A 26,945-nucleotide genomic window follows, 5' to 3' on the forward strand; every position below is an offset into this window, starting at 1 on the left:
CTGAGTCCCGCCCACCCCTCGGACCGGCCCAGGGCCTCGGCGGCGGACCCCGCACGGCACCCCGTACGAGCAGCAGCACCGACCACCGTCAGGGAGAGCGAGACCCTCAATGGCCCAGCCGCCCCTCCTCCGCGATGTCATCGACATCAAGGAGAACATCTCCACCTCGGACTTCGTCCTGTCCCTCGCCGAGGCGACGACACCCGAAGGCGCACAGAACGCCCTCAAGGACTACGTCGTCACCGAGCGGCTGCTGGAGAACTTCGACGAGGCGCTGGCGCTCATCAAGTCCTCCCTCGACGGACACCGGTCCAAGGCCGCCTACCTGCACGGCTCGTTCGGTTCCGGTAAGTCGCACTTCATGGCCGTGCTGTACGCGCTGCTCAGCGGCGACCCGTCCGCCCGTGCCCGTACCGAGTTCGACCCGGTGCTGACCAAGCACGAGTGGCTGACCACGGACGGCAGGAAGTTCCTGCTCGTGCCGTACCACATGCTCGGCGCGAAGGCCCTCGAACAGCGGGTGCTCGGCGGGTACGTCACGCATGTCAAGAAGCTCCACCCGCAGGCGCCGACCCCGCAGGTGTACCGGACCGACTCCCTCTTCGCCGACATCCGCGCCAACCGTGCCAGCTACGGTGACGAGGCGGTCATCCGCGGCCTGGGCGGCGGCGACGCGTACGACGACGAGACGGACGAGTGGGGCGAGGGCTTCGCCTGGACCCCGCAGCTCCTCGACACCGCCCTCGCCGCCGAGGAGAACCACGAGGGCGGCACCCCGCTCGACCTCCGCAACCCCTCCACCCCGGCCGAGCTGCGCGCCAAACTGGTCAACGACGCGAGCACGAACCTCTTCCCCGGTTTCGCCAGGAACGCCGTCGAGAACGAGCACGGCTTCGTCTCCCTGGACGCCGGCCTGTCCGTCATCGCCGAGCACGCCAAGTCGCTCGGCTACGACGGACTGATCCTGTTCCTGGACGAGCTGATCCTCTGGCTCGCGACCCTCATCCACGAGCAGAAGTTCGTGGCCCGCGAGGCCAGCAAGATCACGAACTTCGTGGAGGGCGGCGACGCCCGCCGCGCCATCCCCGTCGTGTCGTTCATCGCCCGCCAGCGCGACCTGCGCGAACTCGTCGGCGAAGAGGTGTCCGGCGCGGCCGAAGCCTCCATCCAGGACACCCTGAACCTGGCCTCCGGCCGCTTCGACAAGATCACCCTGGAGGACCGCAACCTCCCGCAGATCGCCCACGCGCGCATCCTCAAGCCGAAGGACGCCGAGGCGGAACGGCTCGTCGACGCCGCCTTCGAGCAGACCAGGCGGGTCGGCACCCAGGTCTGGGACACCCTGCTCGGCTCCGAGAAGGGCACCACCGGCGCGGACGCGGAGTCCTTCCGGCTGACGTACCCCTTCTCACCGGCGTTCATGGACACCCTCGTCCACATCTCCTCCGCGCTGCAGCGCTCCCGTACCGGTCTGAAACTGATGGGGCAGCTCCTCGCCGACCACCGGGCCGAGCTCCGGCTCGGGCAGCTCGTCCCCGTCGGCGACCTCTACCCGGTGATCGCGGCCGGCGGCGACAAGCCGTTCACCGACAGCCTCAAAGTCGTCTTCGAGGCCGCCGACAAGCTCTACAAGACCAAGCTGCGGCCCTACCTCCTCAGCTCGTACGACATCACCGAGGACGACGTCGAGCAGTTCGTCAACCGGCCCGAGGCCGTCACCGACCAGCAGCGCGCCAACCGCTGCCGCATGTTCGTCGGCGACAACCGGCTCGTGTGCACCCTGCTGCTGTCCGCGCTCGCCCCCAGCGTGCCCTCCCTGGCCGAGCTGACCATCCGGCGGCTCGGCGCCCTCAACCACGGGTCCGTCCTCGCCCCCATCCCGGGCGCCGAGGTCGGCATCATCAAGAACAAGGTCGCCGAGTGGGCGGCCCGGTTCCCCGAGATCAAGGAGACCGGCACCGACGCCAACCCCGGCGTCCGTCTCGAACTCTCCGGCGTCGACGTGGACTCCGTCATCGCCAACGCCCAGGTCAACGACAACCCCGGCAACCGGGTCGCCCTCGCCCGCCGCCTGCTGTCCGAGGCACTGGGCGTCGAGCACGGCCAGTTGAGCGACCACCTCGGCTTCGTGTGGCGCGGCACCGCCCGCACCGCCGAGATCGTGTTCGGCAACGTCGCCGACGAGGACGAGCTGCCCGACCACGACCTGATGCCGCAGGAGGACGGCCGCTGGCGCATCGCCATGGACCTCCCCTTCGACGAGGGCGAATGGGGCCCGGTCGAGGACGTCAACCGCATCCGGCGGCTGCGCGAGCGCCAGCAGGGCGAACGGTCCCGTGTCGTCGCCTGGCTGCCCGCCCACCTGTCCGCGCAGCGCTTCGCCGACTTCCGGCGCCTCGTCGTCATCGACAAGGCCCTCGCCGACGAACACCGCTTCGACACCCAGTACGCCGGCCACCTCAACGCCGACAACCGCAGCCGCGCCAAGGGGCTCCTCGAAACCCAGCGCGAAGCCCTGCTCAAGCAGGTCAAGGGCGCCTTCAAACAGGCGTACGGGCTCGCCCGGAAGCAGGCCGCCGACGTCGTACCCGACTTCGACGACCACCTCGTCCCGCTGCCCGACGTGGACGGCCTCACCCTGTCCTTCGGGCAGAGCCTGCACGACGGCATCCGGCACGTCGCGGGCAAGCTGCTCGCCCACCAGTACCCGGCCCACCCCGACCTCGACCCCGACGCCACCGGCACCGCCGTCAAGTCCGCCGACACCCGCAAGGTGTTCACCCACGTCCGGGCCGCCGCCGAGGCGCGCGACGGACGGGTGGAGGTCCCGGCCGCCGACCGCAAGCTCATGCAGCGGATCGCCGGGCCCCTGCGCCTCGGGCAGCAGAAGGAGGCGTACTTCGAGCTGTCCCGCTACTGGGCAGACCACTTCCGCCAACTCGCCAGCGCCCAGGGCGTCACCGGGGACCTGACCCTGATCACCCTGACCGACTGGACGGACCGGCCCGACCCGCGCGGCCTGCCCGACTTCCTCGCCCGGCTCGTCGTCGCCGCCTTCGCCGAGATGGACGACCGGGTGTGGGTGCGCGGCGGCACCGTCCTCGACCCCGCGCCCGAACTCTCCGCGATCAAGGACCACGACGCGCTGCGCAGCCAGCCGCTGCCCGCCGAGTCCGACTGGGACACCGCACGGCAGCGCTTCGAGACCGTCTTCGGGCAGAAGGCCCCCGCCCTGCGGCGCGGCCGGATGGCCAACCAGTTCGCCCGCCAGATCATCGAGGCCGCCCGCGCCCACCGTGACCACACGGCCGACCTGGTCCACCAGCTGGAGGCCCACGCCTCCTTCCTCGGCCTCGACCAGACCGCCGACACCGGACGACTCGCCCTCGCCCGCCGATCCCTCCACCTGCTGGACGCCCTCACGGCGGAAGCCGGCAAGGGCGCGGCCGGGGCGAAGAAGACCGTGGAGGCCCTCGCCTCCTTCGACCTCGGCGAGACCAGCGCCGACCGGTACGGCACCTCCGTCAAGCAGGCACGCGGCGTCGCGGAGGCCCTCGCCTCCGCGCCCTGGAGCACCCTCGAACTCGCCGCCGGACTCGGCCCCGAGGGCGCGGCCCTGCTCGACTCGCTGCGCAACATCGCCCGCGACGACCAGCGCACCGCCGACCTGCGCGACGCGCTCGCCCGCACCCAGCGCCAGGTCGTCGCCCTGCTGAAGCGCGGCCAGGCCGCCACCCCGCCGCCCCCTCCCGTCGTGCCGCAGCCCACGGCCGACGACCTGTCCCTGAACACGTCGACCAGCGACCCGCGCATCCCCTACGTCTCCCGGGAGGCACCCGCACCGGCCTCCCCGGGCGGCGGCTCCGCGCGAACGGCCGGTGGCCGCCGTACGACCGTGGCGCGCGCCGCCGCCGACCTCCAGGCCGAACTGTCCGAACTGGCCGCCCGCCACCCCGACGCGACCATCGAGATCACCTGGAAGGTCGTCGAATGACGGACACCGTCGCCGCCGTCCCGGGCGCCGTCCGGCTGAACACCGCCACGGTGACCCAATACCTGTCCTCGCAGTCCTCCCTCGCCGCCTCCCTGACGGGGGACGGCGGGGGCAGGCGCGGGGTCGTGCTGCTGCGGTCCGCGCCCCAGTGGGACGGCCCCGCCGAACCCGCCTGGGGCGAGGACCGGACGGCCGGCGTCGCGGTGGCGCCCTCCCCGCTCGCCGTCCACGAACTGGTCCTCGACCACCTGGCGGGCCGCCGCCCCGGACCCGCCGTCCTGGTCGTCCTCACCGACCGCGAGCAGCACGAACTCGACCCGGCGATCACCGCCCGCGTCCACAAGCGGCGCATCGACATGGTCGACAGCTGGGACGTCGTGCGGGAGGCGTTCGGCGCCCGCCAGATCGACCCGCGCCTGAAGGACGTCAACTGGGCCGCCGAAGCCCTGCTCGACGCCACCCCGCCCGGCGGCTGGCCGCCCGTGTCCGGCGGCTGGCTGTCCCGGCAGTACGCCCTCACCGCGCTCGCCCAGCGCCGCCTGCGCCTGGGTCGCCACGACACCGAGGGCGGCAGGCGCCGCCCCGGTGACGACCGGCTCGACGCCCAGGCCCTGCTGCACTGGTCGACCCGGCCCGGCGCCCCCGAACGGCTCCTCGCCCTGCGCGGCCCCGAACACACCGGACTGGCCGCCTTCCTCGCCGAGGAGGACCAGGCCGGCCTCGTCGGCCGAGCCCTGCTCGCCCTCGTCGACGCCGAACGCGGCGCGGACGCCACCGCCTTCGGCCTCCTCTGCGCGGCGCTGTGGCAGCACGCCGAACCCGCCCCCGAGACCTACCGGGCCCGGGGCCGCGCCGAACGCTACTTCGGCGACCGGCCCCCGGCGGCCGGTGACCGGCTCGACGCCCTGGTGACCGTCTTCGGCCGGGCCGCCGAGGAGTACGTGACCACGCTCCTGGCGGCCGGACACCGCACCGGCGGCGGCGACGCCGACCAGGCCCGTGAGGCACGCCGCACCACCGGCATCGTGCTCGACCGGGCGTCCGCGCTGGCCCGCCAGTTCGGCGCGGAGCAGGCCGTGGCGGCCAGCCCCGTCCTGCGCGGCGGACTCGAGGCCCGGTTCACCGCCGTGGGCCAGGCCCTCGCCGCGGGCGACACGGCCGCGGTGGCGGACGCCGTCCGCCGCCTGGCGGACCACCGGCTCGCCGCCGAGCCGGAGGAGGCCGCCCGCGTCGAACGCGCCCGCATGGGCCGGCGCCTCGCCCGCTGGCTGGCCGCCGACCCGCCCGCCGAAGCGCCCACCGTCGCCGACGCCGTACAGCGGCACGTCGCCGAGACCGGCTGGGCGGACCTCGCCCTGGAGCACATCGAGGCCGGCGGCGACCCGGACCCCGTCCTCAAGGCCGCCTACGACACCCTCGGCATGCGCGTGCGGGACCGCCGCCGGCAGATCGACGCTTCCTTCGCCCGCTCCCTGGCCGCCTGGACGCAGGCAGGCACCCAGCCCGGCTCCATGCTGACCGTGGAGACCTTCCTCGAGCAGGTCGTGAGGCCCGTCGTCCGGCACGGCGAGGGACGGCGTGTGCTCTTCCTCGTCCTCGACGGCATGAGTGCCGCCATCGCGAGCGAACTCGGCGAGGAACTGCGCCGCACCTGGGCCGAGTTCGACCCGCTGCCCGAGGGGGCGCTGCGGCGTCGCGCCATGGCCGCCGCGCTGCCCACCCTCACCGCCGTCTCCCGCACCTCCCTCTTCGCGGGCCGGCTGATGAAGGGCACCCAGGCCGACGAGAAGCGGCTGTTTCCCGCGCACACATGGTGGGGCGGGGCCCCGGCCGCCGTCTTCCACAAGGACGACCTGCGCACCGAGCAGGCGGGTGACACCTTCGGTCCGGCCCTCACCGAGGCGCTCCACGACGGCAGGACGCACGTCGCCGTCGTCCTCAACACCATCGACGATCGCCTGGCCAAGGAACAGAAGCTCGGCGACGGAGCCTGGCACGTCGACCACGTCGCCGGACTGCGCGACCTGCTGCGGGTGGCTGCCCTCCAGGGCATGGCGGTCCTCCTCACCAGCGACCACGGGCACGTCGTCGACCGGCACGGGGTGAGGGTGGACGCGGCGGACCCGCCGTCCGCCCGCCACCGCCCCCCCGGCGACAGCCCGCTCGCCGAGCCCGAGATCACGCTGTCCGGCCCCCGGGTCGTCTGGCCCGAGCCCGGCGCGACCGTCGTCGCCCTCTGGGACGCCGACTCCCGCTACACCTCGCTCAAGGCCGGCTACCACGGCGGCGCGTCACTCGCCGAGTTCACCATCCCGGTGCTGGCGTTCCTGCCGTTCGGCGCCGAACCGCCGAAGGGCTGGCGGGAACTGGGCGACCAGCGTCCGCAGTGGTGGTCGGAGCGGACACAGGATGACGCTTCCGCCGTCACCGGACCGGCGGCTCCGGCCGACGCGCCGGCCGGAAGGGCGCCGGCGAGGCCGAAGAAGAGGCAGCCCGAGCTGCCGGAGAGCCACGAGACGCTCTTTCCGCTGACCGTCACGGGGGGCGGCGACGACACGCCCGTCACCCCGGCCCTGGTCTCCCCGGACGATGCCCTGATCCACGGGCTTCTCGCCTCGGAGACCTATCAGGCCCAGCTCGGCCTTCTGGCCCGCAAACCGCCGCAGGAACAGATCAGGAAGGCGCTCGCGACACTCGTCGACGCCGGCACCCTCCCGGTCTCCGCCCTCGCCCAGCGCGTCGGCCTGCCGCCGACACGGGGCGACGGCTTCGCGGCGGTTCTGCGGCAGCTTGTCAACTACGACGGGGTCCAGGTCCTGGAAACCCTCCCGGACGGCCGCACACTGCGACTCCATGTGGCCCTGCTGCGCGACCAGTTCGACTTGCGATAGTCGCCGTCGGGCCGGCCCTCTGCCGACGTGGGCGGCGAGGCGTCCGTCCGCCGGCACCGGCCGAAACCGTGTGCCGGCGATGAGCCGGATGACCCCACGGAATCGGCGCAGGTCACTGTTGCCTCCGGTGACTCCTGCTGGTGTCCGGGCCCGGATCGGCAGCCGATAACATCTCCATATGTCGGTAACTGTCGTGCCGTGCCTACCGCGCAACGTCCGGTGGCACGGGACGTGTCTCTGTGAAGGGGCGGCCTGTCGGCTTCCGGGGCTCACGGTTCGACACGTCCGAAGAACTCCCCGAAAGTGCTGGAGGACCGTTGTCCGATCTGCTGGCTATGGACCGGCGCACCGCCGGTGCCGCCGCTGGTGAGAGCATCTCCCTGTCCGACGAACAGGCGAAGGTGCTGCTGGACGAACTGGGATCCCAGGAAGACGTCCTGGCCATCTACCACAACGGCTGGGGCAATGCCGTGCTCGCGAAGGACGGCCTCGTCCTTCTGCGGAACCTCCTGAAGCCCATTGCGATCCGCGTCCCCGCGCCCCTGCAGATCCTCCGCCGCACCTACGGCATGTCCGACTCCGTCGATGTCCTCGTCCTTGGGCATCCGTGCAAGCTATGGGGCTCGAAGCTCGACCCGAAGGGCGAGCTCCTCATGGCCATGGGCGAAATGCTGCCCCCCGACTCCCCTTTGCGTCCCAGCCGTGGCATCCAGCTCTCCACCTGGATGGGCCGACACCCTGTTCTCATGGCCCTGGCCGTGTTCGGAGTCCTCTTCGCCGTCCTGGGCCCGGCTTCCAGCGGGAGCGTGAAGGAGGTCATGGCCCAGAAGCCCGAACCCGCTCTGGTCGTTCCCTCCTTCGAGGGGACCTCTCTCGCCATAGCGGCTGTGTCGGCCGACCGGCATGCGTGGAAGACGGTGTCGGCAGCCGACGCCTCCTCCGACCAACGGCCTGTGAACACCACCACGAGCGGCTGGCAGGTCTGCTTCCAGAGCCCGGCCCGTGACGAGACGGTCCGTCCAGCAGCCAGGACGCTGACCCTGTACGCGGTTCCAGAGCGGGAGGAGTGCCCGACCCGGCTGCATGGCCCCCGCCGGATCGTCATGCCGGACCTCGTCGGCGACCAGGCCGACGATGCCTCCCGCGCTCTCGGCGACCTCGGTCTCCAGCACGTGATCTACTTCCATGCCCACACCCGCAAGCGTCTGTACGACGGGCTGCAGGACCTGGCCGACTGGCAGGTGTGCAGGCAGCAGCCGGAACCCGGCACCGAGGTCTCGACCAGTACGCAGATCGATCTGTGGCTGATCGGTCCCGGCGACCCCTGCGCCAAGCCCAGCCCGAAACCGAAACCGAAACCGAAACCGAAACCGAAACCGAAACCGCAGCCGGACCCGGAGCCCAAGCCGCGACCCCAGCCCTCGTACGGCACCGGCTCGGGCGGCGGCAGCACAGGCGGCAGCAGCAGTGGCGGCTCGTCCGGCGGTGGTTCCACCGGCGGAGGTTCCACCGGCGGAGGTTCCTCCGGCAACTCGGGCGGTAGCACCGGCGGCACCGGGAGCCGACCCGGCGTCCAGTTCGGTCAGTACTGTTCTCCCGTCGGTGCCACCGCCACGACCACCGACGGGCGGCCCGCGAAATGCTTCATGGGCAAGGACGGCAACGCCCGATGGGGATACAACTCCGGGTGACCGCGGAACAGCTCCCGGCCTCGTACTGCGGTAGTCCAAGAGAGGGGAAAATGCTCCCGTGAGCACCACCGGATCCCAGCGCCCCGCTCAGGTCAGCGCGGCCCGCCGCCGTACCGTCGTCGACGCCCTGCGCCGCGGGGCCGTACCCGAGAGCGGGCTCGATCTGCTTGCCACCGGGCTGGACCGGTTCGAGGCGGCCCTCGAAGCGGAACTGGACGCCGTCGCGTCCGGCGGGTCCGTGTTCAAGGCCGTGCGCGGTGAGTACGGGTCCGGCAAGACCTTCTTCACCCGCTGGCTGGGGGAGCGGGCCAAGCGGCGGAACTTCGCCGTGGCCGAGATCCAGATCTCCGAGAACGAGACGCCACTGCACAAGCTGGAGACGGTCTACCGGCGGCTCACCGAGCGCCTCACCACCTCCAGCTTCCCGCCCAGCGCACTGCGTCCGGTGGCCGACGCCTGGTTCTACGCCCTGGAGGAGGACGCCCTCGCGGCCGGCGCGACCGAGGAGGAACTGCCCGACGAGGTGGAGAAGCTGCTCGTCGCGCGGCTCGCCGAGGTGTCCCGGCACGCTCCGTCCTTCGCCACCGCCCTGCGCGGCTACCGGGCGGCCCTCGCCGACGACGACGAGGCGACCGCCTCGGCCGTCCTGGCGTGGCTCGGCGGCCAGCCGCACGTCGCCGCAGCCGCCCGCAGGTCCGCCGGGGTGCGCGGCGACCTCGACCACTTCGGGGCGCTCGGATTCCTGCAAGGGCTGCTCACCGTGCTGCGCGACTCCGGGCACACCGGGCTCTTCGTCGTCCTCGACGAGGTGGAGACGCTCCAGCGGGTCCGCTCCGACGCCCGCGACAAGGCACTCAACGCACTGCGCCAGCTCATCGACGAAGTGCACTCCGGGCGTTTCCCCGGCCTGTACCTCGTCATCACCGGCACGCCCGCCTTCTACGACGGCCGGCAGGGCGTGCAGCGCCTGGCCCCGCTCGCCCAGCGGCTCGCCACCGACTTCACCACCGACCCCCGCTTCGACAACCCCCGCGCGGTGCAGATCCGGCTGCCCGGCTTCACCCAGGAGTCCCTGGTCGGCCTCGGCGTCACCATCCGGGACCTTTACGCGGACGCCGCCACGTCACCCGAGAGGGTGCGGACGGTCGTCGACGACGCCTATGTCGCCGACCTCGCGCGGGCCGTCGGCGGCGCTCTGGGGGGGAAGGTCGGAGTGGCGCCCCGGCTGTTCCTGAAGAAGCTCGTCGGAGACGTGCTCGACCGCGTGGACCAGTTCGACGACTTCGACCCCCGGCAGCACTACAAGCTGACGGTCGCGAGCAGTGAACTCACCGACGTGGAAAGCAACCTGGCCGCCACGGTCGTCAGCGGGACCGCGTCCGCCGACGACATCGACCTGGAGCTGTGATGGCGGACGCGGACGGCCCGGCCGGGGCGGAGCTGACCGGGGGAGAGGCTGACGTACTCGACCGGCTCGACCCCGTCGTGCTGCACCACATCGTCAACACCCTCGGCTGGCCCGGCCTGCGCCCCCTGCAGCGGGCGGCGATCGTCCCTCTCATGGACGGCGAGGACGCCGTCCTGCTGGCACCGACGGCCGGCGGCAAGACCGAGGCGGCCTGCTTCCCGCTGCTGTCGGCGATGGCCGGACAACGATGGACCGGTACCTCTGTGCTGTACCTGTGCCCCCTCAAGGCACTCCTCAACAACCTGGCCGGCCGCGTCGACACCTACGCCCAGTGGATGGGCCGGCGCGCCGCCCTCTGGCACGGCGACACCAAGGAGTCGCAGCGGCAGCGCATCCGCGCCGAGGCACCGGACATCCTGCTGACCACGCCCGAGTCGCTGGAGGCGATGCTGATCGGCGTCAAGACCGACCACGCGCGCCTGTTGGGGAGCGTACGGGCCGTCGTCGTCGACGAGGTGCACGCCTTCGCGGGCGACGACCGGGGCTGGCACCTGCTCGCCGTACTCGAACGGCTGGAGCGGGTCACCGGCCGCCCCATCCAGCGCGTCGGGCTCTCGGCGACCGTCGGCAACCCCGGGCACCTGCTGCGCTGGCTGCAGGGGGCCGGTGCCGGGAGCCGCACCGGGCGGGTCGTCGCGCCGGGCGTCCTTCCGCCCGTCACCGGAGCGGCCGGACACGGGGAGCCGGCGGCCGAAGCTCCCTCTCGCGGACCCGCCGGTGAGGTGGAACTCGACTACGTGGGCTCCCTCGACAACGCCGCCAAGCTCATCGCCGCCCTGCACAGGGGGGAGAAACGCCTCGTCTTCTGCGACTCGCGCCGCCAGGTCGAGGAACTGGGCGCCGCCCTCCGGGCCCGCGAGGTGACCGTCTTCCTGTCCCACGCCTCCCTCTCCGTCGACGAACGCACCCGCTCCGAACAGGCCTTCGCCGAGGCGCGCGACTGCGTCATCGTCTCCACCTCCACCCTCGAACTCGGCATCGACGTCGGCGACCTGGACCGCGTCATCCAGATCGACTCCCCGGCCTCCGTCGCCTCCTTCCTGCAGCGCATCGGCCGCACCGGCCGGCGCGCGGGCACGGTGCGCAACTGCCTGTTCCTCACCACGAGCAAGGACACCCTGCTGCAGGCGGCAGGGCTGCTTCTGCTGTGGTCACGCGGCTGGGTCGAACCGGTCCTCCCGCCGCCCGAACCGCGCCACCTCGTGGCCCAGCAGCTTCTCGCCGTCACCCTGCAACAGCACAAGCTCGGCGACCGGTTGTGGGAACAGCAGTGGAACGGCCTCGCACCCTTCGACCGGTCCGCCGCCCCGATCCTGCGCTTCCTCACCGAGGAGGGGTTCCTCGACAGCGACGGCGGCCTGCTGTTCGTCGGCCCCGAGGCGGAACGCCGTTTCGGCAAGCGGCACTTCATCGAACTCACCGCGTCCTTCACCGCGCCGCCGCAGTTCACCGTCCTGTCCGGACGCACCGAGATCGGCCGCACCGACCCGAGCGTGCTCACCGAGGAACGTCCGGGCCCGCGCCGCCTTCTCCTCGGCGGACGCAGCTGGCAGGTCACGTACATCGACTGGCTGCGCAAACGCGTCTTCGTCGAACCCGCCGACAGCGGAGGCATCGCCAAGTGGATGGGCGGCGGCATCGCCGGACTGTCCTACGCCCTCGCCCGCGCCATGCGCGAGGTGCTGCTGGGCGCGGATCCACCCGTCGCCCTGACCCGGCGCGCCGACGCGTCCCTGACGGAACAGCGTGAGACCGACGCACCCGACACCGTGCACCCGGACTGCACACTGATCACCCGCGCCGGCAGTGACGTGCGCTGGTGGACCTGGGCCGGCCACCGCGCCAACGCCACCCTCGCAGCCAACCTGCCGTCGGTCAGCGACCCCCTGCAACGCCCCACCGACAGCTGGCTACGCCTGCGCGAGGACCTCACCCCGGCCGACTGGCGTGCGGCCCGCGAGAACGTCCGGGAGAGCCTGGTCCTGCCCGACGTGGACCCCCGGGCCGTACGCGGCCTGAAGTTCTCCGCCGCCCTCCCGGAGGACATCGCCGTCGCCACGGTCGCGGCACGACTGGCCGACTTCGGGAGCGCCCGGTCCGTACTGTCGGAACCGGTGAGGTTCGTCGCCTCGAGCGGCTCCCCTTGAGTCACCCGCGCAGCGGGGATGCGTAGCCCGTTCGTGTCCGGTCAGGCGGGCCTTGGCCTGCTCAACTGCCCGGAGCCTCCACGCGTGCCGTGACGCCGAGATCGCGGCGTAGCGCCCACGGCGGACGCCGGCCGCCGCGGCACATCGCCACATCGGTGCCCTGCGCGCGGTCGTAGGTGTGGAACTCGTCCAACACGACGTACGCCGAGTCCGCGTCCTTCTACAAGATCCCGCGCCGAAGCCGTGCCGCACCAGGCGGCTCCGGTCTACGGGTCCTCATGCGAAACGTCTCGAATCGGTCTTGGTTCGCTGGTCAGCGGCATGTACATGGGTAGTGCGTATTCGCGACAGAGGTGAGGGCAGATGTCGGTGCACTTCGGGGTCCTGGGCGTCGTCGAGGTGTGGCGGGGCGAGGTGCCGGTGGATGTGGGCCATGCGCGACAGCGTCAGGTGCTGGCGGTGCTGCTGATGGACGCCGGCCGGGTGGTGCCGGCGGATGCGCTGGTGGACCGGGTGTGGGGGGAGCGGGGGTCGGGGCGGGGCCGGGAGACTCTGTATGGGTATGTGTCCCGCCTGCGAGGGGCGCTCTCACCCTCGGGAGTGGACATCGTTCGGGAGCAGGGGGGCTACCGGCTCGCGGTGAGGGCCGGAGCGGTGGATGTGCACCGGGTTCGTGAGCTGTCGGCTCAGGCCCGGACTCCGGCCTCGGACGGGGACGAGCGGCGGGTGGCGTTGTGGGAAGAGGCGCTGGGGCTCTGGCGGGGCGAGGCCTTCGCCGGTGCGGACACCCCGTGGTTCAACGCGCAGCGTTCCGTCCTCGACCAGGAACGACTGGCGGCGCAGGGCGAACTGGTGGAGGTGCGGCTGCGACTCGGTCAGCACGGCACCGTGCTGGCCCAGTTGTCCGCCTGGGCCGACCAGGACCCGCTGGATGAGCGTGTGTGCGGTCAGCTGATGCTCGCGCTGTACCGGAGCGGGCGGCAGGCCGAGGCACTGGAGCGCTACGAGTATGCCCGGCGGCGACTGTCGGAGGAGATGGGGCTGGATCCGGGTGCGCCGCTGCGGCGGTTGCATCAGCAGGTCCTCGTCGCCGACCCGGTACTGGAGCTGACCGGTTCGGCGTTCGGAGTCACCGGCCCGCAGCCGGCGCCGGAGCCGGTCGCCCGCAGGCGGACTCCGTCCACGACCGGGGTTCTGACCGACGGTGATGTTACGGGGGGTGCCTCCGTCCTGCGCGGTGCCGTGCCGGGGTCAGCCGAAAGAGCACCCAGAGCGCTCCGGCGCGGGAGCAACTACCTTCCCCGTGGCCTGTCGGACTTCACCGGGCGGGAGGACGAACTCGCCCAGTTGACGGCCGCCGCAGCGGGCGGAGTCACCGTCCACACGATCGACGGGATGGCCGGGGTCGGCAAGACGGCGTTCTCCGTCCATGCCGGGAACCTGCTGGCCGAACGGTTCCCGGATGGTGTGCTCTTTGTCGATCTGCAGGGTCACAGCGCGGGGAAAACTCCGCTGACCGCGAGCGAGGCTCTGGAAGTTCTGCTGGGCCAGCTGGGGATCGAGGCGTCGGGCGACGCCCAGGCCCATTGGCGGGCGAAGACCGCAGTCCTGCGCATTCTGCTGATCCTCGACAACGCTGTCGACGAGAAGCAGGTGACCCCGCTGCTGCCGGCCGGCGCCAGTCTCGTGATCGTGACCAGCAGGGCCAGGCTGTCGGCTCTCGCTGGGGCCCGGCCCATGTCCTTGGCGGTCCTGCCGGAGAAGAAGGCGACGGAGTTCTTCGCGCGCCTCGTGGGCAACGACAGGGTGGCCGCCGAGCCGGACGCCGTGGCCCACGTCGTGCGGCTGTGCGCGGGACTGCCGTTGGCACTGCGACTGTCCGGCGCCCGGTTGGCGCACCGCACCGCATGGCCGATTGCCCATCTGTCCGCGCAATTGTCCGTAAAGCGCGAGCAGTTGCCGAAGCTGTTCGCCGACCGGGAAGTGGCGCTGGCGTTCCGCATGTCCCACGAACAGCTGGCGCCGGCCGACCGGACCGTTTTCTGCGCTCTGGGGCGGCATCCCGGTGTGGACGCGGACGCCGGGGTCATAGCGGCGATGGCGGGCATGCCGACGGCCCGGGCCGACGACTGTCTCCAGCGACTGGTGGATGCCCACCTGGCCGAGGAAGCCGTTGCCGGCCGCTACCGGCAGCACGATCTCCTGCGACAGTACGCCCGCGGTCTGTCCGAGGACCCGCGGATGATCGAGCGGATGCTTGACCACTACCTGGCCGCTGTCGCCGCCGCGACAGCCCGCCTCGACGACGGGAGCGCGGACTCCGCGGCGGCGCACTCCTGGCTGACGGCGGAGAAGAGCAACCTTCTGGCCGCGACACGATGCGCCGCGTCGGAAGGCCACAGCGACTACGCGTGGCGCCTCGCCATTTCCTTCTGGCGCTTCCTCGGCCGGGACCTCGCCGGTGATCCGATCGAGCTGCTCGAGCAGGGTGTGTCCGCCGCGAGGGAAGCGGCGGACGGCGGCGAGGCGATGCTCAACACGCTGCTGGCCCTGGCCCACTGGTCGGCCGGCCGTGTCTCCCTCGCCCACGACCTGCTCACGGCCTCCGCGCGAACGGAGGAGAACACCGAGTTCCACGCGCACAGCCTCGCCCTGCTCGGTCTGATGCGACTCCGCGGCGGCGACCACACCGGGGCCGAGGAATATGCGGAACGGGCCTACGCGGAACTGGAGAAACTCCCTGCTCTCTCTCCCCTGGGACTCGACGCCAAGATCATCACCTTCTGGACCCGCGGTGTGAACCGGGTACTGAGAGCGGAGAACCAGGCGGCGTTGCCGTACCTGCGCTCGGCCTACGCCGGATGCGAGGAACTGGGACAGGCCAGCCCCAACGACCATGTCGTCGCTGCCCTGGCCCGATGCCTCATCGCACTGGGCGACCACGAAGAGGCCCTCGGTCACCTGCGCCAGGTACGAGAACTGCGGCATCGGATCAAGGACCAGGAAGGCGAAGCCGAGGCATTGACTCTCATGGGAACAGCACAGCGTGCTTCCGGGCACGCCGAGCAGGCGCTGGAACTCCAGCGCGTCGCTGTCGCCCTGCTGGACAACGACACCCGGCTGCAAGTTTCCGCACGCATCGAGCTCGGCCGGACCCTCGCCGCACTCGGACGCACGGCCGACGCGATCGGGCAGTACGACCTCGCCCGCACCCTCGCCGACGAGGGACACCATCTCCACGAACAGGCCCAGGCACACAGCGAACTGGCCCGGGCACTGGACTCGACCGACCCACGGACCGCCCGGCAGCACGACAGGACCGCGGCTGACATCTGCGTCCGGCTGGACCTTCACCAGCCGATGTCACTGCCACACCTGCGCCCCGCCGGCTGGTGACACCCGGCTTCGGCCAATTGCGCAAAAGCAGACCTCAGCCGGTTGGTTGGTCATTTGTCGCGTCAGTTTGTCGTCATCTGGGCGGTCGTTACTTCCCTGCCCCAGCACTCCGGCTGAGGCCCACCGCCCGCCCCCGACCCCGCAGGCACTGAGGGACCAGCAAGAACGCATGAGCTGAACCCGGTTCTTCCAGCGGATTCAAGCTTTTGCGAAGGTTCGCCGACGCCGTGCCCGGCACTGTCGGCAACACGTTCCCGAACGTGAGGAGACTGAACATGCACCGAAAACTGGAGGCGCTGGGCACGGCGCTGCTCGGAATCTTCGTTCCCCGGATCGAGGCGGCAGCGGGCTGTGGTTCATGGCCCGCATGCTGGCAGTGCGCCGCGGAGTGCGGCTGCAATGCTCCGTGTGAGGGATGCACCGAGGGCAGGGTGGACCAGCCCGGCGAGTGGTTGCTCTGCCGCTGCAGTGAGTGCTGACCTGAGCACTCTGGTGCCGCGTCCGTGGTGAAGGGCACACAGCCATGATGCACGGGGGAGGTGCCCGAGTCCCGGGATCCGGCCTTCATACCGCCGGCTTCCGGGGCTCGTGGCCCGCGGCGCCTCGGCCGGCAACGGCCACACGACCGTGGGAGGTCCCATGACGCAGTATCTCGACATCACCATTCGCTCACTGCTGGTCACGGTGTTCCTGACCTCGTTCCTCGGCAAGGTGGCGCGGCGGGGCGCCTACGACGCCTTCGTCGCCTCCCTGCATGACACCCGGCTGATGCCGGGGCTGACGAAGGTGGCCGCACCGGCCCTCATCGCCGCCGAACTGGCGGTCTGCGCGCTGCTCGTGGTGCCGGCGGCCCTTGCCGTCACTGTCGCGGGGCTCGTCACTGCCGCATCGATCCTGGCTGTCCTCGCGATGGGGGTCACCCTCGTCCTGCGGCGCGGTGTCACGGCGCCCTGCCACTGCTTCGGGGCGTCGGCCGCCGTGCTCGGCCCGCGTCATATCGCCAGGAACGTGGCACTGGCGGTCCTCGCCGCGGTGGGTGCGGTCTTCGCCGCCGCAGACACGCGCGTGCATCCGGGTGGAGCCGCCATGGCCACGGTCGCAGGCGTCGTGCTCGGAGTGTTGACCGTTCGTCTCGACGACCTCCTCGAACTGTTCCGTTCCACTCCTCACGCCCCGGCGAGCACGGTCCGGAGCGGGTGAGAACCGTGTTGGTAGACCTGAAGGAGCAGAAATGCCATTCCTCATCACGGCGGTCGTGTTCGTCGGACTGCTCTGCGCCGTCGACCTCGTGCTCACTCTCGGCGTCGTGGCACGGCTGCGGGAGCACAGCGGCTTGCTGTCCGGGGCGGAGCGTGCGTCGGGCCTCGGCATGGGCGAGACCGTGGGCGGGTTCCAGACCGCAGACCTGAACGGTGTGCCGCTGAGCCGAGAGACGCTGGGGCCCGCCACCTTCGTCGCCTTCATCTCACCGACGTGCGGGTCCTGCAAGGAAAAGCTGCCCGAGCTTGTGCGTTTTGCCCGCAGGCTGCGGGACGAGGGCGAGGAGATGCTGGCCGTTGTCGTCGGCGACGCCGAGGAGTCGCGGCCCTTCGCCGCCGATCTCCGTCCCGTCGCCCGGGTCACGGTCGAAGGCTCCGGCGGTCCGCTGGGAACCGCTTTCCGCGCGACCAGTTACCCGACCATGCTGTGGGTCGCACGGCACGCCGACGGCCGCCTGGTGAGGGTGGAGCGTTCGGTCGCTCTGACGTCGTGAGCCGGCGGCCGGCCGGCAAGCCGTCCATGAGTGACACGGGCGCCTTGTCCGGCCCGGACCCGGTCGGGCACCTTCCCGGCCGGACGAAGCCGCTGCGCTCTGTCGGGCGGTCGGTCCGCGCGGCCGCTGCGCTCGGCATCACGGCGGCCCCCGGCCTGACAGCGCTGTACACCGCGCTGACGCTGGCGACCGGTGCGCTGCCGGTCGCGACCGCCTGGCTGACGAAGGTGTTGCTCGACTCGCTGGTGGATCCGGCCGACTCCCCCTCGTTGATCGTCGTCGGTGTGGGACTGACTGCCGTCGGCACAGCGGCCGCGGTCACCCCGCACGTCGCGCGGTATCTGCGGCAGGAGGCCGCCCGGAGGGTGGGACTACGAGCGCAGGACCGCCTCTTCGCGGCGCTGAACGGCCACACCGGGCTCGGCCGGTTCGAAAGCCCTCGCTTCCTCGACCGACTGCGGTTGGCACTCCAAGCCGGTGGTACCAAGCCCAACGAACTGCTCGACAGCCTTCTGGGCGCGACTCGCGCACTGATCACGGTCACCGGCTTCCTGGGCGTACTGATGCTGATCGGCCCGCTCATGCCGGCGCTGGTTCTGATCGCCGGAATCCCCGTGCTCATCGCGGAGATGGCACTGTCACGCCGCCGGGCGCGCGTGTACTGGTCGGTCGGTCCCATCGAGCGCCGTGAGTTCTTCTACATGCAACTTATGTCGACCGTCGCGGCGGCAAAGGAAGTGCGGTTGTTCGGGATCGGTGATCTGCTGCGCGGACGGATGCTTGACAACCGGCGCGAGGTCAACGCCGAGAAGCGCGAGCTGGACACGCGCGAGGCTCGGGTGCAGAGCGGACTCGGGCTGATGGCAGCCGTCGTCCCCGGTCTGGGACTGCTGTGGGTCATCACCGCGGCCCGGGCGGGTCGCCTGTCGGTCGGCGACGTCACGGTGTTCGTCGCCGCCGTGGCCGGCGTGCAGACCGCGGTCGCCATGCTGGCCGGGGAGATCGCCCGTGCCTACCAGTCGCTGCTGTTGTTCGAGCACTACGTGGCGGTCACGACCGCCGGTCCCGACCTGCCGGTGGCGGTGCCGCCCACCGCGCTGCCCCCGTTACGGCACGGCATCGAACTGCGCGGCGTATGGTTCCGCTACTCCGACGAGCACTGCTGGATTCTGCGCGACGTCGAGCTGACCATTCCAGCGGGAGGCTCACTGGCACTGGTCGGGCTCAACGGCGCCGGCAAGTCCACACTGATCAAATTGCTGTGCCGGTTCTACGACCCGACCCGCGGCGCCATTCTCTGGGACGGAGTGGACATTCGCGACGTGGAGGTGTCACAGCTCCGCGAACGGATCAGCGCCACCTTTCAGGACTTCGTGCAGTACGAGATGACCGCGGCGGAGAACATCTCACTCGGGGACGCCAAGGCGCAGGGGGACACCGCGCGCGTGCGCGCCGCCGCGCACCGCGCCGGAATACACCCGGTGCTGGAACAACTGCCGGACGGCTACGAGACGTTGCTGTCCCGCATGTTCTTCCACGAACCTGATGACGACAATCCCGCCCCCGGGGTGATGCTCTCCGGAGGGCAGTGGCAGCGACTTGCCGTGGCACGCGCGTTCATCCGGGAGAAGCGCGATCTGGTGATCCTCGACGAACCCTCCGCGGGACTCGACGCCGAAGCGGAGTACGAGGTCCACACGTCTTTGCGCCGGTACCGCGAAGGCCAGACCTGCGTGCTCATCTCGCATCGGCTCAACACCGTCCGCGACGCCGACCGCATTGTCGTGCTGTCCGACGGGCGGATTGTGGAGCAGGGCGATCACGAAAAACTCATGGCCGCCGGCGGTCGGTACGCCCAGCTGTTCACGCTCCAGGCCGCCGGATATCGGCAACAGGCGTCGAAGGTTCTCAAACCGATCGGAGAGCGATGAACCTCGATGCGAAGTCGCGCCGGGCACGCGAGGGCGTGGTGCGTGTACGCCATCGGCGCGGACCAGTGCACCGACCGGCTCCCGGCCGGGCAGCGGCATGGCCGCAGGGCCCGGACCGCCCCCGTTCGCGCTCCGCTGTCGTCACCGGCTCACTGGCTCTTGTGACGGCGGCGACCGTCGTGGCCGGCTGCCTCACCCTCATGGGCCGCCTGGACCGCGGACTGGTGTGCGCGATCCCGCCGGTGCTGCTCAGTGTCGTGCTGGCCGCTCGCCGGTGTCTCGCCCGGCGCCTCGCCTCGGTCACCGTGCGCGGGCGGAGCATGGAGCCCTCCTACCACGACGGTGACCGAGTGCTGGTGCGGCGTATCCGCACGCCGGTGGTGGGACAGGTCGTCGTGGTGGAGCAGCCGGGCGTCGATGGCGAGTGGCTCGGCCCTCCGCTGTGCGCCGACGCGGACAACACGCAACTGTCGGGGCGCCGATGGCTGATCAAACGCGTTGCCGCGGTGGCCGGTGACGCAGTGCCTCGTGCGGGGTTCCCCTCCTTGGCGCATGTCCCGGAGGACGCCGTCCCGCCGGACAACGTGGTGCTGGTCGGCGACAACCGACGGCTGAGTCTCGACTCGCGACGGCTCGGTTATTTCCCCGTGCAGCGCGTGATGGGAGTCGTCGAGCGCGGAGCACGTCCGGTGCCGGGCCGCCGGGCCGCACCGGAACGGAAGACGCGCAGGGCCGCCCGGCGTCTGGTGCGCGACGTGACGCGGACGGCACCGGCTTCTTCTTCATCGGGTACTGCGAAACGGGAGGACACTCCATGACCGCCCGTCTCTCGCGGCACACCCGCGGCGCCTTCGGCCGCATGCGCCGCCGCGCCGGGCTTCACCGCCCCCGGTGTGGCACCGCCCGCCCCGGCCCGGGCGGCGGGATACGAAACCGTGTCCGCGAATGGCATCGCCTCTCGCCCGCACGTAACCATCCTGGCTCCGTCCAGGGTGCGCTCGCCACCGGCGGCACATTCCCGTCCGGCGTCCGGTAAGGCCGGGAGCCGCCTGGTTCCGCGTACGGGTATGCCTCGGCGGATCCCACCCGGGCGAGAGTAACGCGCACTGCGCTTCCAGCAAGACCTTCACGGGTCATCACCGATGACCCACTCTCAGCAAGGGAAGAAATCATGCGAATGGTCTCCCGTTCAGCGGTGGCTGCCGTCGGCGCTGCCGCAACCGTCCTGTGGTTCTCGACATCGGCCCAGGCCGATGCGGTGGTGTCCAACGGCTACGCCTGGGGCGGATTCGTCAGCTACGGCGACAAAGTCTGGGTCGAGCACTTCGAGGGCCGCACCAGTTCCGTCGAGTGGTTCACGGACTACGGCCGCTCGGGCTCCTGCAGTGTGACCACACCGGAGGCAGGGAAAACCTGCGACTACAACATGCGCGAGGACGGGACCATCACTCTCTGGGTCTGCACCACGGGGCCTGGCCTGGGCAACGACGAATGCAGCGAGCCGCTGACCGATTCGATCGGCAACTGAGCCGTGGGGGGGGGGGGGGGGGGGGGGGGGGGGGGGGGCGGNGTGCGGTCGTGAGGCGAGACGGCCTCACGACCGCACCTCCCGCAGTCGGGACGGGACTCGACGCGGTACAGCGAGGAGGAGGCGGTCGTCTGCTTCGACGGTAGGCCCAGGCCCGCCGGGCCGACGCGCAGGCCGCATGCCTCCGTGCCCGAACCGGCCGACCGGTTCCTGCTGGTGACCGGGGCGTCCGGCAGCGGCTCGTGTGGCGGAGTGCGTGCGGGTGATACGGGTCAGTGGTCCGGCCAGGTGATCGACGGTCAGCGCGCCAGTCCTCGAGGAGTACGGCCGGCCGCAGAGGGCGACGAGAGGGCCGCTCCGCTCCGGCTCCGCACCCGCACCGTCTCCGACGGCCCTCCCCGCGTTGCCTCCCTTCCCACGTTTCCCCTGCTCACCCCGTGTTTCCCATCCACCGCCCCCGCGGGCAACAGGAAACCCGTCGACCGCCGCCGGCGGCCGGGCGAGTCTGGGTCCGGCAGCATACGGCGGCAAAGGGGGCGGAGTTGATGAGACGGGTACTCGTGTCCCTGTGCGCGGTCGTGGCGGCCGTCACGACCGGATGCGCCGGCGGCGGGGGTGTCGACGACCGGGCGCCACAGGATCCGCGTCCCCGGGCCCTGACCTGGCAGCAGGAAGTGCGCGTCGCCGACGCGCGACAGCGTCTGATCAGGCAGTGCATGGACCGTCAGGGTTTCAGCTACTGGGAGGATCGTGGCCTGACGCTCGAGGAGAGCCGCCCGGTGCGCTTCGTGCAGGACGACGTGGCGTGGGCCCGCAGGCACGGCTACGGGGGACGGATCGAGGCGAAGGGCCTGCGGATCCGCGAGCACAACCCCAACGGCGTCTACCGGGAGGGACTTTCCGCCACCCGGCGCGTGGCCTTCGACACCGCGCTGGACGGCGGCGAGGACGCCAAGACGCTCCGGGCGCCGCTGCCCGCCGGCGGGGAGATCCGCAAACGCCTCGGCGGCTGCACGGAGGAGGCCGAGGGCACGCTCTACGGCGACCCCGCCGACTGGTTCCGCACGGGCAAGACCGTCGCGGGACTGGGCGCCCTGTACGGCGAGGAGCTGACGAAGGACCGCCGGCTGACCTCCGCGATCAGGGCATGGGCGCGGTGCATGAAGCGGGCGGGACAGCCCTACGAGGATCCCGGGGCGGCCCGCGAGGCCGTCCGGGTCCGCACCGGCCGGCTGGGCGGGGCCCGCGCGGACGAGGCGTTCGCCGCCGAGCGGAGGACCGCCGTCGCGGACGCGACCTGTGCCCGCGAGACCTCCCTGCGTGCTGTGGCCACGGCACGGGAGACGCACTATCTGGACCGCCTGCGCGACCGGTTCGGCGAGGACATCGACACTCACCGACGCCTCGGCCGGCAGGCCCACGACCGGGCGGTGCGCATCGTCCCGGAGCGCGACTGACCCTGTCGTGCCCGGGGCGGACACCGCCCCACGGCGCCGGTGCGCGCCGGGCCGCCGGCCCGGCACACCGGCTCCGAAGCACCACCGAAGTACCGACAGTGACACCAACGAGGGGAAACAGCATGCGCAAGTTCACCGTCACCGCGGCGGTCCTCGGGCTCGCAGCCCTGGGCCTCGCCGTGCCCGCCACCGCCGCGCAGGCGTCCGAGAGCACCGTCGCCGGTCCCGTCTGCGACAGCAAGTGGGGCCCGCGCAACGGCTACATGTACGCCTGGGAGAACCTGGACTGCTCGGGCGCCCTGCTGATCAGCACCGCGGGCAACAGCAGCTGGTGGGGCGGCGCGCAGGACAGGGCGACGTCCGTCATGAACCGCGGCTACACCGGGGGTCTCGACCACGTCGCGTTCTACGAGCACGCCAGTTTCGGCGGCGGGCACGGCTGCCTGGCGCCGGGCGAGCTCTACGCCGACAACCTGACCGACAACCGGCTCACGAGCGGTGTCAGTGCGAACGACACCATCTCCTCGCACAAGTGGGTGGCCAGCAGCGCCTGCGGGGCCCTGCTGACCTGACCCCGGCTGTCCGTGTGACGGGGCGCGAACGCCCGGAACCGCCCCGCGGTTCCGGGCGTTCGCGTTTTCGCCACATCGGGTGAAAGGTCCGGCCGGTCCGGCCACCCCCGCAGTAGCCTGGGAGCCCACCGTCTCACGGCCGCACCGCATGGGGGACTCCGTGGGAGATCCGCAGTACGGGCAGGAACACGGGCAGGAAGCAGACTACGGAAACGGGCGGGACCGGAGCGCGCCGACCACGCACTCCTTCCCCGCACAACTGAGACGACTGAGACAGGCGCGCGGCCTGTCGCTGACCGACCTGGCACGGCAGACGCACTACAGCAAGGGCTACCTCAGCAAGATCGAGACCGGCACCAAGCGGGCGACCGCCGACATCGCCCGCATCTGTGACCGGGTCCTGGGCGCCGAGGGCGAGTTGCTGAGGCTGGTGCAGGAGGGACCGTCCGCCGACAGGGGGAGCGGCACCGGGGCGGCCACGGCCGGGCGGCAGTCCGGCGGGGCGTGTCCGTACCGCGGCCTGTCCGCGTTCACCCCGCAGGACGCGGACTGGTTCTTCGGCCGCGAGCGCGCGACGGCCGCACTGGTGGAGCGCGTCTTCGCACGGGTGGGAAGCGGCCCGCTGATGCTCGCCGCCCCCTCCGGCGCGGGCAAGTCGTCCCTGCTCAACGCGGGACTGGTGCCCGCGCTGCGGCGCGGCGCACTCCCCATGCCGGGCGCCGACCGGTGGCCGGTGGTGACCTTCACCCCCACCTCGCGGCCCCTGGAGGAACTCCTGGAGCGCACCGCGAAGGTGGTGGGCGGGGACCTCGCCGTCACCGTCGAGGAGGTGCGCGCCCGACCCGACGCGGTGCTGGACGCCGTACGCGCGATGCTGGACGACCCGCCGCTGCCCGGGGAGCGCAGGCCCCCGCCCTGTCGGCTGGTGCTCATCGTCGACCAGTTCGAAGAGCTCTTCACCCTCTGCGCGGACGACGACGAGCGGCGGTCCTTCGTCCGCGTGCTCCGCGCGCTGGCGGCCCCCCGGCCGGAGGAGAGCGGACACGGACCCGCGGTCGTGGTGCTGGGCGTCCGGGCCGACTTCACCGGCGACTGCCTCGGCCTTCCCGAACTGGCCCCGGTGCTCACCGACGGACTGTTCGTGCTGCCGCCCATGTCCGTCGGGGAGTTACGGGAGTCCATCACCCGGCCTGCGGAGCGCGCGGGACTGACACTCCAACCGGGCCTGCTGCCCCTGCTCCTGCGCGACGCGGGGCTGCGCGACGAGCAGGCCGCCGCACCGCCGGACGGATCACCGGACAGCGGGAACGCCGCCGGTTCCGCCGGTTCCGGAGCCGACGTGGCACCCTCCGGCGTGCTCCCCCTCGTCTCCCACGCCCTGCTGGCCACCTGGCAACGGCGTGAGGGGGCCTCACTGACCGTCGCCGGGTACGAGCGGGCCGGCGGCATCAGGGGCGCGATCGCGCGGACCGCCGAGAGCGTCTTCGCCCGGCTGTACCCGGCCGAGCAGAGGACGATCCGCCGCCTCCTGTCCCGGCTGGTGTACGTCGCGGACGGCGGCGGGGCGACCCGCCGCCGGATGAACACGGCTGCCCTGAAGGAGCAGTTCGCCGTCGCGGACGGCGCCTCCGCCGCGCTCGACGCCTTCGTACGGGCCCGGCTGGTCACCCTGGACAGCGACACGGTCGAGATCACCCACGAGGCCCTGCTGCACGCCTGGCCACGGCTGCGGGACTGGATCCACGCCGACCGCGCCGGGCTGCTCCTGCACCAGCAACTCGCGCACGCCGCCGCGGAATGGGAGCGCGAGGGCCGTGACCCGTCCGCGCTGTACCGCGGTACCCGGCTGAGCACCGTGCGTTCCTGGGCCGACGAACTGGACGGCCGGCGCCGGCTCGGCCCCGTCGAGGAGGTGTTCCTCCGGGCGAGCCTGGCCGAGCAGGAAGGCCTCGAGCGGCAGGCCAGACGCCAGGTCCGGCTCCGGCAGTCGATGCTCGCCACGCTCGCCGTCCTGCTCGGGCTCGCCCTGACCGCGGGCGGCCTCGCCTACCAGCAGCGCGAGAACGCCCTCGGACAGGAGCGCGTCGCGCGGTCCCAGGCACTCGCCGTGTGGTCCGCGTCGCTCGCCGGCGGCCGGCCGGAGGCGTCGATGCTGCTGGCCGGTGAGGCCTACCGGGCCCATGTCACCGTGGAGGCGCGGGGCGCGCTGCTGAGTACGCAGTCCCAGCCGTTCTCCGGCCGGCTGGGCGGTCACCGCGGGCCGGTCAACGCGGTGGCCTTCGCACCGGACGACCGGTCCCTGGCGACGGCCGGCTCCGACGGGACGGTGACCGTGCGGCGGGTGTCCGACCGCCGCACGACCGCCACGTTCACCATGTCCGGGCCCGTCCGATCGATCGCCTTCAGCTCCGACGGCCGTACCCTCGCGGCGACGTCGACACGCGGGCCCGTGACCCTCTGGGACGTCGCCGGGCGCCGCAGCACGGCTGTGCTCGCCGACAGTACGGAAGGCGCCCGTGCGCTGTCCTTCGACCCCCGTGGAGACCGGCTCGCCGTCGCGACCGCCGAGGGGACGGTCCAGGTGTGGGACACGGAGCGTACGCCCCGCCTCGCCGAGTCCCTGCCCGGGCACGAGGGAGCGGTCAACGCCCTGGACCACGCCCCCGACGGCCGGACCCTGGTCTCCGCCGGAGCCGACCGGACCGTGCGCCTGTGGACCACCGACCGCGCCCGGCCCCTCGCCGTGCTCGAGGGGCACACCGACGAGGTGCTGGGCGTGGCGTTCTCACCGGACGGCCGGGAGGTGGCCTCCGGGGGCGTCGACCGGACCGTACGACTGTGGGACGTGCGCGACGGCCGGCGCGACGACCGGCCCGACGCGACGCTCGCCGGGAGCAACGACGACATCAACGCCGTCGCGTACACACACGACGGTGCCACGGTCGTCGGCGCGGTCGGCGACGGGACGACCCGACTGTGGGACGCCCGGGGCGGCCGGCAGACCGCCGTGCTCGCCGGCCACACCGACTACGTGATGGGGGCGGCCGCGACCTCCGACGGCACCCTGCTCGCCACGGCCGGTTTCGACCGCACCGTGGTCCTGTGGAACCTCCGCGGCCCGGTGCTGACGGCCCGTCCGTTCACACAGGTCTGGCAGGCCCGGTACAGCCCCGACGGGCGCCTGCTGGCCACCGCGGACGCCGACCACACGGTACGTCTGTGGGAGGTGGGCGGGCGCCGGCTCCTGGCGACGCTCCGGGGACACACCGAGGCGGTCTTCTCGGTGTCCTTCGCCCCCGACGGGCGGACCCTGGCGTCGGCGGGCTCCGACGGCACCGTCCGGCTGTGGGACGTCGCCACCCACGCACTGCTGACGACCCTGACCGGCCACACCGGGCAGGTCTACTCCCTCGCCTTCGCGCCCGACGGCCGGAGCCTCGCCTCGGCCGGCGCCGACCGCACGGTGCGCCTGTGGGACGTGGTGGAACGCGCGCCGCTGGCGAGGCTGACCGGCCACCGGGACTACGCCAACGGCGTCGCCTTCAGCCCCGACGGCCGGATCCTGGCCAGCGCCGCCGACGACCTGACGGTACGGCTCTGGGACGTCCGCTCGCGCCGCCCGCTAGGCACCCTGAAGGGCCACACCGGCGCGGTGCGCAACGTGACCTTCACCCCGGACGGGCGCACCCTGGCCAGCAGCGGCAACGACGGCACCGTACGGCTGTGGAACGTCCGCGAACGCCGCTCGGAGGCGGTCCTGACCGGTCACACCGGATCCGTCCGGGGCATCGCCTTCGCACCCGACGGCCGCAGGCTCGCCAGCAGCGGCAACGACCGCACGGTGCGGCTGTGGGACGTCGCCGGACGGAGTCCGTGGGCGACCCTGACGGGTCACACCGACGCGGTGTGGAGCGTGGCCTTCGCTCCCGGCGGCGGAACGGTGGCCAGCGCCGGCACGGACGGCACCGTACGGCTGTGGGACCTCGACCCCGGGGCCCGGCTGGCGCGGATCTGCCGACTCGGCGCGAACGTCGGCGCGGAGGCGCGCGCGAGGCTTCTGCCCGGCGTCCGGCTCACCGACGGGGAGGCGGCCTGCGACAGGCGCGGTTGACGGCGA

14 protein-coding genes are annotated in these 26,945 nt (G+C 72.0%); all 14 read left to right on the forward strand.

Annotated features, from left to right (window positions below):
- Window positions 1-109: 109 nt before the first annotated feature.
- The 14 genes from HTV45_RS25870 (at window position 110) to HTV45_RS25935 (ending at window position 26,939) form a co-directional block, all read left to right on the forward strand.
- Window positions 110-3,994, forward strand: coding sequence for a phage resistance protein (locus tag HTV45_RS25870; RefSeq protein WP_215208284.1), 3,885 nt, complete (start codon window positions 110-112; stop codon window positions 3,992-3,994).
- Window positions 3,991-6,885 (forward strand): BREX-2 system phosphatase PglZ, encoded by a 2,895-nt coding sequence (pglZ, locus tag HTV45_RS25875; protein ID WP_215208285.1) that lies wholly within the window; start codon window positions 3,991-3,993, stop codon window positions 6,883-6,885. Before HTV45_RS25870 ends, pglZ begins: the two co-directional genes overlap by 4 nt.
- A 317-nt stretch (window positions 6,886-7,202) precedes the next feature.
- On the forward strand, window positions 7,203-8,576 hold the full coding sequence (locus HTV45_RS25880) for a PASTA domain-containing protein (protein ID WP_215208286.1): 1,374 nt from the start codon (window positions 7,203-7,205) through the stop codon (window positions 8,574-8,576).
- 58 nt (window positions 8,577-8,634) lie between these two features.
- Entirely contained in the window at window positions 8,635-9,984 is a 1,350-nt protein-coding gene (brxD, locus tag HTV45_RS25885) for a BREX system ATP-binding protein BrxD (RefSeq protein WP_215208287.1), read from the forward strand.
- Entirely contained in the window at window positions 9,984-12,191 is a 2,208-nt protein-coding gene (locus tag HTV45_RS25890; RefSeq protein WP_215208288.1) for a DEAD/DEAH box helicase, read from the forward strand. Before brxD ends, HTV45_RS25890 begins: the two co-directional genes overlap by 1 nt.
- Before the next feature lie 363 nt (window positions 12,192-12,554).
- Entirely contained in the window at window positions 12,555-15,587 is a 3,033-nt protein-coding gene (locus tag HTV45_RS25895; RefSeq protein WP_215208289.1) for an AfsR/SARP family transcriptional regulator, read from the forward strand.
- 639 nt (window positions 15,588-16,226) lie between these two features.
- Window positions 16,227-16,787 carry a MauE/DoxX family redox-associated membrane protein gene (locus HTV45_RS25900; RefSeq protein ID WP_215208290.1) on the forward strand — a complete coding sequence of 187 codons (561 nt, stop codon included), beginning with the start codon at window positions 16,227-16,229 and terminating at the stop codon, window positions 16,785-16,787.
- Window positions 16,788-16,818: 31 nt separating this feature from the next.
- The gene (locus HTV45_RS25905) at window positions 16,819-17,340 is read left to right on the forward strand and encodes a TlpA disulfide reductase family protein (RefSeq protein ID WP_215208291.1); all 522 of its coding nucleotides are present in this window, start codon (window positions 16,819-16,821) and stop codon (window positions 17,338-17,340) included.
- A gap of 26 nt (window positions 17,341-17,366) precedes the next feature.
- The gene (locus HTV45_RS25910) at window positions 17,367-19,271 is read left to right on the forward strand and encodes an ABC transporter ATP-binding protein (protein ID WP_215208292.1); all 1,905 of its coding nucleotides are present in this window, start codon (window positions 17,367-17,369) and stop codon (window positions 19,269-19,271) included.
- A gap of 161 nt (window positions 19,272-19,432) precedes the next feature.
- Complete coding sequence (locus HTV45_RS25915; RefSeq protein ID WP_308309756.1) at window positions 19,433-20,089, forward strand: S26 family signal peptidase; 657 nt, start codon at window positions 19,433-19,435, stop codon at window positions 20,087-20,089.
- A gap of 353 nt (window positions 20,090-20,442) precedes the next feature.
- Window positions 20,443-20,799 (forward strand): hypothetical protein, encoded by a 357-nt coding sequence (locus HTV45_RS25920; protein WP_215208293.1) that lies wholly within the window; start codon window positions 20,443-20,445, stop codon window positions 20,797-20,799.
- 545 nt (window positions 20,800-21,344) lie between these two features.
- Window positions 21,345-22,256, forward strand: coding sequence for a hypothetical protein (locus HTV45_RS25925; protein ID WP_251692745.1), 912 nt, complete (start codon window positions 21,345-21,347; stop codon window positions 22,254-22,256).
- Window positions 22,257-22,378: 122 nt separating this feature from the next.
- Entirely contained in the window at window positions 22,379-22,828 is a 450-nt protein-coding gene (locus HTV45_RS25930; RefSeq protein ID WP_215208294.1) for a peptidase inhibitor family I36 protein, read from the forward strand.
- Window positions 22,829-22,988: 160 nt separating this feature from the next.
- A complete protein-coding gene (locus tag HTV45_RS25935; RefSeq protein WP_308309757.1) occupies window positions 22,989-26,939 on the forward strand; it encodes a helix-turn-helix domain-containing protein in 3,951 nt (1,316 codons plus the stop codon).
- The last annotated feature ends 6 nt before the right edge of the window (window positions 26,940-26,945 follow it).

The sequence above is a fragment of the Streptomyces sp. CHD11 genome (genome assembly GCF_018638295.1).
In the GTDB taxonomy this organism is placed as follows: Bacteria; Actinomycetota; Actinomycetes; order Streptomycetales; family Streptomycetaceae; genus Streptomyces.

Excerpts from the sequence above, each read along its gene's own strand:
- pglZ (WP_215208285.1), top strand. The coding sequence starts at position 3,991 with ATGACGGACACCGTCGCCGCCGTCCCGGGCGCCGTCCGGCTGAACACC.
- HTV45_RS25930 (WP_215208294.1), top strand. The coding sequence starts at position 22,379 with ATGCGCAAGTTCACCGTCACCGCGGCGGTCCTCGGGCTCGCAGCCCTG.
- HTV45_RS25910 (WP_215208292.1), top strand. The coding sequence starts at position 17,367 with ATGAGTGACACGGGCGCCTTGTCCGGCCCGGACCCGGTCGGGCACCTT.
- HTV45_RS25900 (WP_215208290.1), top strand. The coding sequence starts at position 16,227 with ATGACGCAGTATCTCGACATCACCATTCGCTCACTGCTGGTCACGGTG.
- HTV45_RS25920 (WP_215208293.1), top strand. The coding sequence starts at position 20,443 with ATGCGAATGGTCTCCCGTTCAGCGGTGGCTGCCGTCGGCGCTGCCGCA.
- HTV45_RS25870 (WP_215208284.1), top strand. The coding sequence starts at position 110 with ATGGCCCAGCCGCCCCTCCTCCGCGATGTCATCGACATCAAGGAGAAC.
- HTV45_RS25890 (WP_215208288.1), top strand. The coding sequence starts at position 9,984 with ATGGCGGACGCGGACGGCCCGGCCGGGGCGGAGCTGACCGGGGGAGAG.
- HTV45_RS25925 (WP_251692745.1), top strand. The coding sequence starts at position 21,345 with ATGAGACGGGTACTCGTGTCCCTGTGCGCGGTCGTGGCGGCCGTCACG.
- HTV45_RS25905 (WP_215208291.1), top strand. The coding sequence starts at position 16,819 with ATGCCATTCCTCATCACGGCGGTCGTGTTCGTCGGACTGCTCTGCGCC.
- HTV45_RS25895 (WP_215208289.1), top strand. The coding sequence starts at position 12,555 with ATGTCGGTGCACTTCGGGGTCCTGGGCGTCGTCGAGGTGTGGCGGGGC.